Source organism: Nonomuraea sp. B10E15, from assembly GCF_039871615.1.
Taxonomy (GTDB): domain Bacteria; phylum Actinomycetota; class Actinomycetes; order Streptosporangiales; family Streptosporangiaceae; genus Nonomuraea.
Map to the genome: position 1 here is coordinate 50897 of NZ_JBDPMB010000033.1, position 13188 is coordinate 64084.

Below are 13188 nucleotides of genomic sequence, written 5' to 3' on the forward strand. Positions count from 1 at the left end.
ACACGCGGGCGCTTGTCAGCATATGCTGACGCTATGGACGTCACCGAAGTGGCCGGGAGGGCCGCCGGCCGCGACCCCGAAGTGGGGCTGGCGGCGGTGGCCGCTCTCAGGGCCCTGCTGGAGGAACTGGAGGCGGCGCACGTCTCCAGCGCCCGCGCCCAAGGTTGGTCCTGGGAGCGGATCGCCGACGCGCTGGGAGTGCGGCGGCAGACCGTCCACCGCAAGCACGCCCGCAGGACGAGGAGGTAAGACGTGTTCGCCAGGTTCACCGAAGACGCGCGCAGGGCCGTGGTGCGGGCGGGGATCCTCGCGCTCGACGCCGGGCGGCCCACGCTCGGCGCCGACCAGCTGCTGCTGGGACTGGCCGAGGTACGCCCGTTCGCGCTCGCGTCGTTCACCGCCCGCGCCGCCGACGTGCGCGAGCGCGTCGGCGCGGGCGACCCGCGGGCGCTGCTGGCCACGATCGGCATCGACCTCGACGCGGTGCACCGCCGCACCAGGGCGGGCACGGACGAACCCGGCCTGTGGAGCCTGCGCCGCTCGCGGGTCCGCCCGCTGCGCGTCACCCTGTACGGGCCGCTCGGGCAGCTCCCGCTGGCCATGCACGCCAGGAAGGTCATCGAGGTGGGGGCGTGGCGGCCGGGGCCGGTCACGGGGGAGCGGCTGCTGTGGGGCCTGCTCGCCGACCCCGCCAACGGCGCCGCCGCGATCCTCGCGGACGCGGGCGTGGACCTGCCGGCGCTCGTACGGGAGGCGGGCATCCCCACCCGCCGCGCCGCCTGACCGGTCAGCCGGCCTCGCTCGCCGTCGGCTCCAGATGAGCGATCTTGTCCGGGTTGGCGATGAGGTAGATCGTGCTGATCCTCCCCTCCGAGACCTCCAGCGAAATGACCGACACCACCCGCCCGGCCGCCGAGAGCACGATCGCCGGGGCGTTGTTCAGCACCGCGGAGCCGAACGAGATCCCCTCCGACCGCGCCACGCCGACCGAGGCCAGGAAGCGGGCGAAGTTCACGGGGCGGCCGATCGACAGCAGGAAGCGGCCGACGTTCTCCGCCCCCGTGATGGTCCGCAGCGCGGCCCTGGCCTTGCCGCCGCCGTCGGTGACCATCGTGATCTCGTCGGCGAACATCGCGATCAGCGTGTCCAGGTCTCCCTCCGCCGCGGCGCTGACGAACCGCTGCGTCATCCGCCTGCGCTGCTCACGGTCCACGTCGAACCGCGGCCGCTTCTCGCGTACGTGCTCGCGCGCCCGCCGGGCGAGCTGCCTGGTGGCCGGCTCGCTGCGTGCGATGATCTCCGCGATCTCGGCGAACGGCAGGTCGAACGCCTCCCGCAACACGAACACGGCCCGCTCGAGCGGCGACAGCGTCTCCAGAACCACGAGCAGCGCCATCTCCACGGATTCGGCCAGCTCGGCGTGCTCGGCGGCGTCCGGGGCGGTGCTGATCGGCTCGGGCAGCCACGGCCCGACGTACGACTCGCGCCGCGACTTCACCCACCGCAGCCGGTCGACGGCCAGCCGCGACGTCACCCTGACCAGATAGGCCTTGGCGTCGTCGACGCCCGCCTCGTCCACCCTTGACCAGCGCAGCCACGCCTCCTGGACGACGTCCTCGGCGTCGGCGACGCTGCCGAGGATCCGGTACGCGACCCCGGCCAGCAGGCTTCTGTGCTCCTCAAACGTCGACATGACGTCTAAGACGTATCACGAGTGCCCCGGTGTGACACGAGGGCTCCGGATCTCCTATACACTTGGTGATCGCAAGGGGCTATGGCGCAGTTGGTAGCGCGCCTCCATGGCATGGAGGAGGTCTGGGGTTCGAATCCCCATAGCTCCACAACATCGTTCAGCTCCGGCCTTCGTCTGATGACGGGGGCCGGTTCCGTTTCCGGACGAGGCCTGCCGCCGATCGCGAGGCCCCGGGACGGCCGGCGAAGCCTCCGGGCGAGAGATATCCTTTCTGACCCAGAGGGCAGGGAGTCTCATCAGTGGTGGTCATCGCTCCGGAGCGGTCGTTCGACGAAGCCGAGGTTTTCGCACTCTACGACTCGGTCGGCTGGGGGCCGTGGACACGTGACATCGCCAAGGTCTGCCGGAGCCTGGCGAACTCGCACCTGGTCATCACCGCCAGGGACGAGGAGGGGCGGCTTCTCGGGCTGGCGCGGACGGTGTCGGACGACGAGATGATCTGCTACGTCCAGGAGTTGCTGGTCGACAAGGAGTTTCACGGCCGGGGCATCGGGCGGCGGCTGCTGGAGCACCTGAAGGAACGTTACGCGCACTGCCGCTACTTCATGCTGACCACCGATCACGAGTCCACGCCGGAAGGGGTGGCCAACCACGCCTTCTACCGGCGCCTCGGCCTCATCGAGCACCACGAGCAGAAGTTGTCGGCGTTCGGGCTGAGAGTCGGAGAAGGCTGACTTTCCGCCGGTTGCGTAATGTTGGCGATATGACGATCTTCGGCCCTGCCATCGACGTACGCCCGCTGTTCCCGCGCGAGCGGCGGGCCCTGCTGGACCTCCTCGGCGGGCTCGCGCCGGAGGACTGGTCGAGGCCGACGGTATGTCCCGGATGGGACGTCCACGACGTCGTCGCCCACGTGCTGAACGACTACATGCGGCGGCTGTCGGGCAGCCGCGACGGCTACGGCCGTGCCGTCTTCGCCGACGACGAGACGCTGCCCGCCTACCTGGCCCGCGTCAACGGCCAGTTCGCCGAGGCGCTGCGCCAGATCAGCCCGCAGGTGATGATCGACCTGCTCGGCCGGCTCGGCGGCCAGCTCGACGACCTGTGGGCGGCCCGCGACCTGGGAGGGCCCGCCGACCTGGACGTGTCCTGGGCCGCCACGGACGTCGGCAGCCCGGCGTGGCTCGACATCGGGCGCGAGTACACCGAGTTCTGGGTGCACCAGCAGCAGGTGCGCGACGCCGTCTCCGCTCCCGGGGCCGACGACCCCGCCCTGATGGGGCCGGTGCTGGACGTCTTCGCCCGGGCCCTGCCGTACACACTCCGCTCGGAGGAGCGCCCGGAGGGGACCACGGTCGTGCTGGAGGTGACCGGGCCCGCCGGCGGCCGGTGGTCCGCCACCAGAGGCGCGGGCCGGTGGAGCCTGTCCCAGGCCGGTGCGGAGCCCGCCGCCCGCGTCTCGATGGACCAGGACACCTTCTGGCGCCTGGCCACCAGGGGCGTCACCCCCGACCAGGCCCGCGAGCGCGCCGACATGACGGGTGACCCGGCGCTCGCCGCGTCGGTCGCCACGCTGCTGGCCATCGTCGCCTGAGCGCTTCCCCGGTCAAAGTGCGCACCGGCTGAGCACTTCGGACCGCACGTCATGCGAGCCGACCGACTTGTCGCCGCCCCGCTCCTCATGCAGGCCCGCGGCGTCAGGCCGGTGTACGAGCGCCGCGCCGGCGAGCGCACGCAGCGGCTGGCCGATCCCTGGGGGCTCGTGGACAAGGACGGCATCTGGTACGTGGCGGCCGGGACCGAGCGGGGTCAGCGTACGTTCCGGGGGGACCGGATCGTCTCCGCCACCGTGACGGACCTGCCCTTAGAACGGCCGGAGGGCTTCGAGCCGGCGCGGGCGTGGGAGCGGGTCGTCGCGGAGATGGAGCAGCGGCGCTCGCAGACGTCGGCGACGGTGCTGGTCGCCGAGAGGTTCGCGCCCATCCTGCGTGACCACTTCGGGCGCCACTGCGAGGGCGAGGAGAGCTCGCCGGGAGGGCGGGCCCGGCGCCGGTCAGGGCCGAGCCGGCCAGGATCGGCGCCGATCTCGTCGAGCGCTACGGCGAACGACCTCGCCCGCGTGCGCGCATGAGTGAGGCGAGCCAGGCGTTCGGGCCGGAGGCGTCGACCCCGGCCCGGGCGCGGGGGAGCGGGATACGATTCAGTAGTGCCGGTGGTGATGTCTCCGCGACCCCAGCGTCTTGCCTATGTGGAAGCCGCCCGGCAGGTGCACGGACACGTGGCGGCGGCCGTCGGGGCCGGTCGTGACCCGGAAACGCCGGTTGCCGAAACTGTGGCCGACGCCGTGCCGCGACAGGTTGATCCGGAACGGCCCCACCTTGATCGACTTTCTGTAGTGCCAGCCCAATGCCCCTCCTCCTGCTTCGTACGCTCATCCGGAAGAACGACCGGGCCGTGCGCGGGGTTCCTCCCGCCGGGCCGTGACCATCGGAAGGATCCGCGCTCATGATCGTGATCGCCCACCTGAGCGACATCCACATCGGCGCCACCCCCGACGCCGTCGCGCGCGCCGACAGGGTGATGCGCTACCTGGACGCGCTGCCGTACGACCTCGACGCGGTGCTGGTGACCGGCGACCTCGCCGATCACGGGCTGGCCGAGGAGTACGAGCAGGCCGGGAAGGTGCTCACCTCGCGTCACCCCGTACTGGCCGGGCCCGGCAACCACGACGTGCGGGGGGAGTTCCGCCGGGTCCTGCTCGGTGAGCCGCACCCAATGGTCCGCGCCGGCGACGGATCCCGGCCTGGGCCCGTCAACCAGGTGCTCCGCACGGGCCGCGCGATCTACGCCATGTGCGACTCGTCCATCCCCGGCGAGAACGCCGGGCGGCTGGAGGACGAGACGATCGCCTGGCTCGAAGGAGTGCTGGACGGCGCCGACCGCCCGGTGTTCGTGGCCTTCCACCATCCGCCGGTGACGCTGCAGAGCCCGCCGCTGGACGGGATCAGGTTGCACCGGCCGGAGCGGCTGGAGGAGGTGCTCACCGGCCGTGCGGACGTGCCGGCCGTGCTGGTCGGCCATGCGCACATGCCGGCCGCCACCACGTTCGCCGGACGCCCGCTGCTGGTCGCTCCCGGGGTCGTGTCCACGGTGCGGCTTCCCTGGGAGGGCGGCACGACGTTCGACACCTGCATCGACTACGACCTGCCGCCGGCGCTCGCGTTCCACGTGCTCGACGGCGAGGGCCGGATGACCACCCACTACCGCCTCGTCCCCCCGTGATTATGTGTGTCCCATTCTCCTTTGAAGTTTTCCAGCGTGAAACGTCCGCACCCGCTGAATCGCCAGATGTGGTAGCGCCCCGGGGTTCCTTCCCGGATGGTGCAGAACGCATCGCCGCACTGTTCACGGAATGGACGAAAAGCCGCGCCGCTTGAGCGCCTGCCTCGGTTCTGGGGGTCCAGAAGTAGGTGACGTGGGCATTCGAGTAGTTGATGGTGACGTATGCGGGCGGGACGGCTAGGGCGCGCTGCGCCGACGTGGTGGACAGTGCCGCCGGCGGTTGCGCGCCGCCCGGAAGAATGACGAAGAAAGTGGCGAGCGTCGCCGACGCCGTCGCCGCCTTGAGCGCGAGTTTCCTTACCTGACGCAGTCCGTTCGACGAGTGTCTTGCTCCGTCAAGCCGGGGAACTGTCCTCACCTCAACAACGTAGGGAGATGTACGCCGCAGGGTGTACATGGCGGTTCGCGTGACCTGACCGTAATCCGGCGAGCCCTTGACGAGACCCTTTGTTAACGTTCACAGTCGGGGCCATACCGAAAAGGAGCGCGGCTTCCGGCCGCCGCTCGTGATGTGTCGAGCAGGAGAAGGTGGCCGGCGGGAAGGTAGGAGGCGCTGGCGTCCACCTCAGTATGTTAGCGCTCACATAGGAAGGGACCCCCCACGTGTTAAAGAGGATCTCGGCGCTGGTGCTCGCCGGGCTCACCGCGATGTCGGTGGCGGCGTGCGGCAGTGGCGGCAGCGGCAGTGCCGGCACGGACGGCGCGGACGGCTCGGGTGGCGCGGACGGCTCGATCACCATGGGCTTCTCCCAGGTGGGAGCGGAGAGCGGATGGCGCACCGCGAACACCAAGTCCGTCCAGGAGTCCGCCAAGGAGGCGGGCATCACGCTCAAGTTCTCCGACGCCCAGCAGAAGCAGGAGAACCAGATCAAGGCCATCCGCTCCTTCGTCCAGCAGAGGGTGGACGTCATCGCCTTCTCGCCGGTGGTGGAGTCGGGCTGGGACACGGTGCTCAAGGAAGCCCAGAACGCGAAGATCCCGGTCATCCTGACCGACCGCGCCGTGGACTCCAAGGACACGACCCTGTACAAGACCTTCCTCGGCTCGGACTTCATCGAGGAGGGCAAGAAGGCCGGTCAGTGGCTGGTGGAGGAGTACAAGGACGCCACCGAGACGGTGAACATCGTCGAGTTGCAGGGCACGACCGGCTCGGCGCCGGCGAACGACCGCAAGGCCGGGTTCGCCGAGGTCATCGGGGCCGACCCGAAGTTCAAGATCATCGCCTCCCAGACCGGTGACTTCACCAGGGCCAAGGGCAAGGAGGTCATGGAGGCCTTCCTGAAGTCGAACCCGGACATCGACGTGCTCTACGCGCACAACGACGACATGGGCCTCGGGGCGATCGAGGCGATCGAGGGCGCGGGCAAGACGCCCGGCCAGGACATCAAGATCATCACTGTGGACGCCGTCAAGGACGGCATGCAGGCGCTCGCCGACGGGAAGATCAACTTCATCGTCGAGTGCTCCCCGCTGCTCGGCCCGCAGCTGATGGACCTGGCCAAGAAGGTCGTCAAGGGCGAGCAGGTGCCCACCCGCGTGGTGACCGAGGAGACGACGTTCACCCAGGAGCAGGCCAAGCAGGTCCTGTCCACCCGCCAGTACTGACCGCCCGGCCGGGGTCGCCCCGGCCCCGGCCGTCACTTGCGAAGGGGAAAGGCGTATGGCCGTACCCGCGCCGGTCCTGACGATGAGCGGGATCGGCAAACAGTTTCCCGGCGTGAAAGCCCTGGACGGCGTGGACCTGCGACTGTCACCCGGAGAGGTGCACGCGCTCATGGGAGAGAACGGCGCGGGCAAGTCCACCCTGATCAAGGTGCTCACCGGCGTCTACCCCGCCGACGCGGGCACCATCGAACTGGACGGCGCCGCCGTGGCGTTCGGCAGCCCCCTGGAGGCGCGGCAGGCCGGCATCAGCACGGTCTACCAGGAGGTCAACCTCTGCACGAACCTCTCGGTCGCCGAGAACATCCTCATCGGCAGGGAACCGCGCCGCCTGGGCCGTATCGACTGGAAGCGGATGCGGGCCAGGGCCGCCGAACTGCTGTCGCGGCTGGAGCTGAGCCTGGACGTGTCGGCGCCGCTGTCGTCGTATTCGCTGGCGATCCAGCAGATGGTGGCGATCGCGCGGGCGCTCGACGTCGACGCGAGGGTGCTGATCCTCGACGAGCCCACGTCCAGCCTGGACGCGGGCGAGGTCGAGCAGTTGTTCATGGTGATGAGGCGGCTCAAGGAGGAGGGCATCGCTATCCTCTTCGTCTCCCACTTTCTCGACCAGATCTACGAAATTTCGGATCGTATGACGATCCTCCGCAACGGCCGGCTCGTCGGCGAATACCTGACCAGCGAACTCAGCCAGGTGCACCTCGTCGCCAAGATGATCGGCCAGGAACTGGACGCGCTCGAACGCCTGCACGGCGAGGCCAGGGTCTTCGACCGCCCGCTGGTCGAGGCGCGCGAGCTCGGCAGGGCGGGCGCCATCGAGCCGTTCTCGCTCACCATCCACGAGGGCGAGGTCGTGGGCCTGGCCGGGCTGCTCGGCTCCGGCCGTACGGAGATCGCGCGGTTGTTGTTCGGCGCGGACCACGCGAGCACGGGCGAGATCGCGGTCGGCGGATCGCCGGCGTCCTTGCGCACGCCGCGCGCGGCCATGCATCACAAGATCGCGTTCTGCTCGGAGAACCGCAAGGAGGACGGGCTCGTCCCCGACCTGACCGTGCGCGAGAACATCATCCTGGCCCTCCAGGCCACCCGGGGCTGGACGAGACCGGTGCCGAGAGAGCAGCAGGACGAACTGGTCGGCAGGTACGTCAAGGCGCTGCGGATCAGCCCGCCCAACCCCGAGCACCTCGTCCGCGACCTCAGCGGCGGCAACCAGCAGAAGGTGGTGCTGGCCAGGTGGCTCATCCTGGAGCCGCGCCTGCTCATCCTCGACGAGCCCACCCGGGGCATCGACGTCGGCGCGAAGGCCGAGATCCAGCGGCTGGTGGCGGAGCTGTCCGACGGCGGCGTGGCGGTGCTGTTCATCTCGGCCGAGCTGGAGGAGGTGCTGCGGCTCAGCCACAAGGTCGAGGTGCTGCGCGATCGGCGGCTGGTGGCGGAGCTGCCCAACGGCGACGAGCTGACCACGGACCTGCTCATGGAGACGATCGCGAGCGGAGGCCGGGACTCATGAGACGGCTGCTCTGGCCGGTGGCGGTCCTCGTGCTGCTGCTGGCGCTCAACGTGCTCTTCACCCCGAGCTTCCTGTCGATCCAGGTCAGGGACGGTCACCTGTACGGCAGCCTGATCGACATCCTGCGGTTCGGGGCTCCGCTGATCCTGGTCGCGCTCGGCATGACGCTCGTCATCGCCACCGGCGGCATCGACCTGTCGGTGGGCTCCGTGGTGGCGATCTCGGGCGCGCTGGCGTGCCTGCAGATCAGCCAGGACGCCGGCGTGTTCACGGCGGTGGCGCTGGCGCTCGGGCTCTGCCTGGCACTGGGAGCGTGGAACGGGTTCCTCGTCGCGGGCATCGGCATCCAGCCGATCATCGCCACGCTCATCCTCATGGTGGCCGGGCGCGGCCTGGCCCAGCTCATCACCGGCGGGCAGATCATCACCGTCAACAGCGAGGCGTACAAGGTGATCGGCGGCGGCTACTGGCTGACCGTGCCGTTCGGCGTCCTGATCGTGCTCGCCGTGCTGGGGATCACCGCGTTCCTGACCCGGCGGCTGGCGCTGGGGATGTTGATCGAGTCGGTCGGCGGCAACGCCGAGGCGAGCCGGCTGGCCGGCATCAGGTCGCGCGGGATCATCCTCATGGTGTACGCGTTCGCCGCGCTGTGCGCCGGCGTGGCCGGCTTGATGATCAGCTCGAACGTCTCCAGCGCCGACGGCAACAACGCCGGCTTGTGGATCGAGCTGGACGCCATCCTGGCCGTCGTGATCGGCGGCACGTCGCTGGCCGGCGGCCGGTTCTCGCTGGGCGGCACCGTGCTGGGCGCGCTCATCATCCAGACCCTGACCACGACCGTCTACTCGATCGGCGTGCCGCCGGAGACGACGCTGCTGTTCAAGGCGCTGGTCGTGACGGCGGTCTGCCTCATCCAGTCGCCGTCCTTCCGCGCGAAGGTGTTCGGCGGGCGGGGCAGGACCGCCCCGCCCGGCGCCGTGGCCGAGGCGCCGGCGCGGGTGCGCGAGGGAGCGCCGCCGGACGGGGTGAGGTCATGAGCTGGTGGCGGCGTATGGCGGCCGAGCCCGCCGGACGGAGTGAGGCGATGAGCATGAGCACGATGACGCTGGGCCGGGCCGTGCCCGCGAAGTACCTGCCGGTGCTGGTGACCGGCTGCCTGTTCGCGGCCATGTTCGTGGCGGGCGGGATCCGCTACGAGGGGTTCGCCAGCGGGCAGGTGGTGCTCAACGTCTTCATCGACAACGCGTTCCTGCTGGTCGTGGCGGTGGGGATGACGTTCGTGATCCTGACGGGGGGCATCGACCTGTCGGTGGGCTCGGTGGTGGCGCTGTCGACGATGATCGCGGCCAGCCTGATGGCGGGGCCGGGATGGCCGCCGTACGTGGTGATCCCGCTGGTGCTGGCGATCGGGTCGGGGCTGGGGCTGGTGATGGGCGCGATCGTGCACGCCTTCGACATCCAGCCGTTCATCGTGACGCTGGCGGGCATGTTCCTGGCCCGTGGGTTGTGCTACACGATCGGGACCGACTCGATCCCGATCGAGGACGCGACGTTCACGGCGTTCGCGCAGACCAGGATCGACCTGTTCGCCGATCTGTGGATCTCACCCAGCGTGGTCATCGCTCTGGTGGTGGTGGTCGTGGCGGCGTACGTGCTGCACTACACCCGGCTGGGCCGCTCGGTCTACGCCACCGGCGGCAGCGAGCAGTCGGCGATGCTGATGGGCCTGCCCGTGGGCCGGACGAAGATCGCGGTCTACACGATCAGCGGCTTCTGCTCGGCGCTCGGCGGGGTGTTGCTGTCGTTCTACATGCTCTCCGGCTACGGTCTGCACGCCGTGGGCATGGAGCTGGACGCGATCGCGGCGGTGGTCATCGGCGGCACGCTGCTGACCGGCGGCAGCGGTTTCCTGCTCGGCACCGTGCTCGGCGTGCTCGTGCTCGGTCTGATCCAGACGATCATCAGTTTCGAGGGCACGCTCTCCTCGTGGTGGACGAAGATCTTCATCGGCCTGCTGTTGTTCGTCTTCATCCTGTTGCAGCGGGTGTTCTCGGCCCGCTCAAGCCGTTGACCTGCGAGGAGACGTTTCGGGAAAGTTACCTGTCAGTTATGGGCGACCGTTGACAAGGGCTTTGTTAACGATAACAATCGGGCGGTGGTGAACGCGGAATTTGTTGTTATTCGTCACGTTCTGTGATGGGAATCACCGCTCTATCGGCAGCCGCCACGTCCAGCGCTGCCGCGACCCCCTTCGCAAGGAGATGACATGAGGTTGGGACGAATCGGGGGCGTGGTGTCCGCCATCGCGCTCGCCGTGACCATGACGGCCTGCGGTTCGAGCACGAAGACGATCGACGCCGAGGCATCCGCCTCCGCCGCGGCCGGCAACGCCGGCGCCCTGGTCGGCGTCACGATGCCCACCAAGTCGTCGGAGCGCTGGATCCACGACGGTGACAACGTCAAGGAGCAGCTCGAGAAGCTGGGCTACAAGGTCGACCTGCAGTACGCGGAGAACGACATCCCCACGCAGGCCAACCAGATCGAGAACCAGATCACCAAGGGCGCCAAGCTGCTGATCATCGCCTCGATCGACGGCACCGCGATCACGTCGCAGCTCCAGCAGGCCGCCGACAACAAGATCCCGGTCATCGCCTACGACCGGTTGATCCGCAACAGCCCCAACGTCGACTACTACGCCACGTTCGACAACTACAAGGTGGGCGTGCAGCAGGCGACCTCGCTGCTGAAGGGCCTCGGCGTCGAGGACGGCGAGAAGGGCCCGTTCAACGTCGAGCTGTTCGGCGGCTCGCCCGACGACAACAACGCCACGTTCTTCTGGAACGGCGCCATGTCCGTGCTCCAGCCGAAGATCGACGACGGCACGCTCGTGGTGAAGAGCGGCCAGACCGACTTCAAGACCGCCGCGATCCTGCGCTGGGACCCGGCCACCGCGCAGAAGCGCATGGAGGACATCCTCACCAAGACCTACACCGGCGGCGCCAAGGTCGACGGCGTGCTCTCGCCGTACGACGGCCTGTCCATCGGCATCCTGTCGGCGCTCAAGAGCTCCGGCTACGGCCGCAGCGGCCAGGCGTACCCGATCGTGACCGGCCAGGACGCCGAGCTCGCCTCGGTCAAGTCGATCATCGCCGACGAGCAGTACTCCACCATCTTCAAGGACACCCGCGAGCTCGCCGAGCAGACCGTGAAGATGGCCGACGCCGTGCTCAAGGGCGGCAAGCCCGAGGTGAACAACACCGAGGACTACGACAACGGCAACAAGGTCGTCCCCTCGTACCTGCTCGAACCGGTGATCGTGGACAAGAGCAACTACAAGGACGTCATCATCGGCGGCAACTACTACACCGAGGACCAGCTCAAGTAGGGCCGGCCGCCCGGGGGCCGGCGAGGTTCCCGGGCCTGCCCGCCTGCGAGCGAGGGGCGTAATGACCGAGCAAATCTTGCGGATGAGCGGGATCACCAAGACGTTCCCCGGCGTCAAGGCGCTGCAGGACGTCAATCTGTCCGTCCGGCGGGGCGAGATCCACGCCATCTGCGGTGAGAACGGCGCCGGCAAGTCGACGCTGATGAAGGTGCTGTCGGGCGTCTACCCGCACGGCGGCTACGAGGGCGAGATCACCTTCGAGGGCCGGCGGTGCGAGTTCGGGAGCATCCGCGACAGCGAGCGCGCCGGCATCGTCATCATCCACCAGGAGCTGGCGCTCAGCCCGCAACTGTCGATCGCCGAGAACATCTTCCTCGGCAACGAGCGCGCGAGGCGCGGGCTCATCGACTGGAACCGCACCAACTACGAGGCCGCCACGCTGATGAAGCGGGTCGGGCTGCGGGAGAACCCGACCACGGCGATCGCCGACATCGGCGTGGGCAAGCAGCAGCTCGTGGAGATCGCCAAGGCGCTGGCGAAGGAGGTGAGACTGCTCATCCTCGACGAGCCCACCGCCGCGCTCAACGACGACGACTCCGCGCACCTGCTCGACCTGCTGCGCGGCCTGCGCGACGAGGGCATCACCTGCGTGATCATCTCGCACAAGCTCAACGAGGTGACCGCGATCGCCGACTCCGTCACGATCATCCGCGACGGCCGCACCATCGAGACCCTGGACATGGCCACCGACCAGGTCACGGAGGACCGCATCATCTCCGGCATGGTCGGCCGCGCGCTCGACAACCGGTTCCCGCCGCACGAGCCGGTGATCGGCGACGAGGTGCTGCGCATCGAGGACTGGACGGTGTACAGCCCCAACCAGCCCGACAGGAAGGTGGTCGACGGCGCGGCGCTCGCGCTGCGCCGCGGCGAGATCGTCGGCCTGGCCGGGCTGATGGGCGCCGGCCGCACGGAGCTCGCGATGAGCGTCTTCGGGCGGACGTACGGCGTGCACATCACCGGCAAGATCTTCAAGGACGGCAAGCCGGTCGAGATCCGCAACGTCCAGGACGCCATCAGGCACGGCATCGCCTACGCCACGGAGGACCGCAAGAGGTACGGGCTCAACCTCATCGAGGACGTCAAGCGCAACATCAGCGCCGCCGGGCTGCGCGGGATGTCGAAGCGCGGCTGGGTCGACGAGATGGAGGAATATCGCGTCGCCGAGGAGTTCCACAAGAGCATGAACATCAAGGCGCCCAGCGTGTCGAGCATCGTCGGCCAGCTGAGCGGCGGCAACCAGCAGAAGGTCGTGCTCTCCAAGTGGATCCTCACCGAGCCCGACGTGCTCATCCTCGACGAGCCCACCCGCGGCATCGACGTCGGCGCCAAGTACGAGATCTACACGATCATCAACCGCCTGGCCGACCAGGGCAAGGCCGTGCTCGTGATCTCCTCCGAGCTGCCTGAGCTGCTGGGCCTGTGCGACCGCATCTACACGCTCTCCGAGGGGCGCGTCACGGGTGAGGTGCCGCGCCGGGACGCCACGCAGGAACGCCTCATGCACCTCATGACCAAGGGACAGGAGTAGCTCAC

General features: G+C 69.0%; 14 protein-coding genes and 1 tRNA gene. 13 read left to right on the forward strand and 2 right to left on the reverse strand.

Annotated elements, in window-relative coordinates; translation table 11 throughout:
* Nucleotides 1-33: 33 nt before the first annotated feature.
* On the forward strand, nt 34-249 hold the full coding sequence (locus ABGB14_RS46390; RefSeq protein WP_347650277.1) for a helix-turn-helix domain-containing protein: 216 nt from the start codon (nt 34-36) through the stop codon (nt 247-249).
* A gap of 3 nt (nt 250-252) precedes the next feature.
* Complete coding sequence (locus ABGB14_RS46395) at nt 253-783, forward strand: Clp protease N-terminal domain-containing protein (protein ID WP_347650278.1); 531 nt, start codon at nt 253-255, stop codon at nt 781-783.
* A gap of 4 nt (nt 784-787) precedes the next feature.
* Here the strand turns inward: ABGB14_RS46395 and ABGB14_RS46400 are convergent, their stop codons facing one another.
* Nucleotides 788-1693: an RNA polymerase sigma-70 factor gene (locus ABGB14_RS46400; protein ID WP_347650279.1), complete on the reverse strand. Its 906-nt coding sequence runs from the start codon at nt 1691-1693 to the stop codon at nt 788-790.
* 75 nt (nt 1694-1768) lie between these two features.
* Between ABGB14_RS46400 and ABGB14_RS46405 the strand changes: the two genes are divergently transcribed.
* The 4 genes from ABGB14_RS46405 to ABGB14_RS46420 all read left to right on the forward strand — a co-directional run bounded on the left by ABGB14_RS46405 (nt 1769) and on the right by ABGB14_RS46420 (nt 3824).
* Nucleotides 1769-1841, forward strand: a tRNA-Ala gene (locus ABGB14_RS46405).
* A gap of 151 nt (nt 1842-1992) precedes the next feature.
* A complete protein-coding gene (locus ABGB14_RS46410) occupies nt 1993-2427 on the forward strand; it encodes a GNAT family N-acetyltransferase (RefSeq protein WP_347650280.1) in 435 nt (144 codons plus the stop codon).
* 29 nt (nt 2428-2456) lie between these two features.
* Nucleotides 2457-3287, forward strand: a complete 831-nt coding sequence (locus ABGB14_RS46415; protein WP_347650281.1) for a maleylpyruvate isomerase family mycothiol-dependent enzyme — start codon at nt 2457-2459, stop codon at nt 3285-3287.
* Between the two features lie 51 nt (nt 3288-3338).
* Nucleotides 3339-3824, forward strand: coding sequence for a WYL domain-containing protein (locus ABGB14_RS46420; protein WP_347650282.1), 486 nt, complete (start codon nt 3339-3341; stop codon nt 3822-3824).
* Between the two features lie 69 nt (nt 3825-3893).
* Here the strand turns inward: ABGB14_RS46420 and ABGB14_RS46425 are convergent, their stop codons facing one another.
* Nucleotides 3894-4100 carry a DUF4236 domain-containing protein gene (locus ABGB14_RS46425; RefSeq protein ID WP_347650283.1) on the reverse strand — a complete coding sequence of 69 codons (207 nt, stop codon included), beginning with the start codon at nt 4098-4100 and terminating at the stop codon, nt 3894-3896.
* A 98-nt stretch (nt 4101-4198) separates the two neighbouring features.
* On the opposite strand from ABGB14_RS46425, the gene ABGB14_RS46430 reads away from it, so the two are divergent.
* The 7 genes from ABGB14_RS46430 to mmsA all read left to right on the forward strand — a co-directional run bounded on the left by ABGB14_RS46430 (nt 4199) and on the right by mmsA (nt 13183).
* Nucleotides 4199-4975: a metallophosphoesterase gene (locus ABGB14_RS46430; protein ID WP_347650284.1), complete on the forward strand. Its 777-nt coding sequence runs from the start codon at nt 4199-4201 to the stop codon at nt 4973-4975.
* 663 nt (nt 4976-5638) lie between these two features.
* Nucleotides 5639-6640, forward strand: coding sequence for an ABC transporter substrate-binding protein (locus ABGB14_RS46435; RefSeq protein ID WP_347650285.1), 1002 nt, complete (start codon nt 5639-5641; stop codon nt 6638-6640).
* Nucleotides 6641-6695: 55 nt separating this feature from the next.
* A complete protein-coding gene (locus ABGB14_RS46440; RefSeq protein ID WP_347650286.1) occupies nt 6696-8207 on the forward strand; it encodes a sugar ABC transporter ATP-binding protein in 1512 nt (503 codons plus the stop codon).
* Nucleotides 8204-9244, forward strand: coding sequence for an ABC transporter permease (locus ABGB14_RS46445; protein ID WP_347650287.1), 1041 nt, complete (start codon nt 8204-8206; stop codon nt 9242-9244). Before ABGB14_RS46440 ends, ABGB14_RS46445 begins: the two co-directional genes overlap by 4 nt.
* Nucleotides 9245-9291: 47 nt before the next feature.
* Nucleotides 9292-10278 (forward strand): galactofuranose ABC transporter, permease protein YjfF, encoded by a 987-nt coding sequence (yjfF, locus tag ABGB14_RS46450; protein ID WP_347650288.1) that lies wholly within the window; start codon nt 9292-9294, stop codon nt 10276-10278.
* 195 nt (nt 10279-10473) lie between these two features.
* A complete protein-coding gene (chvE, locus tag ABGB14_RS46455; RefSeq protein WP_347650289.1) occupies nt 10474-11592 on the forward strand; it encodes a multiple monosaccharide ABC transporter substrate-binding protein in 1119 nt (372 codons plus the stop codon).
* A 61-nt stretch (nt 11593-11653) separates the two neighbouring features.
* Entirely contained in the window at nt 11654-13183 is a 1530-nt protein-coding gene (gene mmsA, locus ABGB14_RS46460; RefSeq protein ID WP_347650290.1) for a multiple monosaccharide ABC transporter ATP-binding protein, read from the forward strand.
* Nucleotides 13184-13188: the final 5 nt, after the last annotated feature.

Excerpts from the sequence above, each read along its gene's own strand:
- ABGB14_RS46390 (WP_347650277.1), top strand. The coding sequence starts at position 34 with ATGGACGTCACCGAAGTGGCCGGGAGGGCCGCCGGCCGCGACCCCGAA.
- ABGB14_RS46400 (WP_347650279.1), bottom strand. The coding sequence starts at position 1,693 with ATGTCGACGTTTGAGGAGCACAGAAGCCTGCTGGCCGGGGTCGCGTAC.
- ABGB14_RS46415 (WP_347650281.1), top strand. The coding sequence starts at position 2,457 with ATGACGATCTTCGGCCCTGCCATCGACGTACGCCCGCTGTTCCCGCGC.
- ABGB14_RS46420 (WP_347650282.1), top strand. The coding sequence starts at position 3,339 with ATGCGAGCCGACCGACTTGTCGCCGCCCCGCTCCTCATGCAGGCCCGC.
- ABGB14_RS46430 (WP_347650284.1), top strand. The coding sequence starts at position 4,199 with ATGATCGTGATCGCCCACCTGAGCGACATCCACATCGGCGCCACCCCC.
- ABGB14_RS46440 (WP_347650286.1), top strand. The coding sequence starts at position 6,696 with ATGGCCGTACCCGCGCCGGTCCTGACGATGAGCGGGATCGGCAAACAG.
- ABGB14_RS46445 (WP_347650287.1), top strand. The coding sequence starts at position 8,204 with ATGAGACGGCTGCTCTGGCCGGTGGCGGTCCTCGTGCTGCTGCTGGCG.
- yjfF (WP_347650288.1), top strand. The coding sequence starts at position 9,292 with ATGAGCATGAGCACGATGACGCTGGGCCGGGCCGTGCCCGCGAAGTAC.
- chvE (WP_347650289.1), top strand. The coding sequence starts at position 10,474 with ATGAGGTTGGGACGAATCGGGGGCGTGGTGTCCGCCATCGCGCTCGCC.
- mmsA (WP_347650290.1), top strand. The coding sequence starts at position 11,654 with ATGACCGAGCAAATCTTGCGGATGAGCGGGATCACCAAGACGTTCCCC.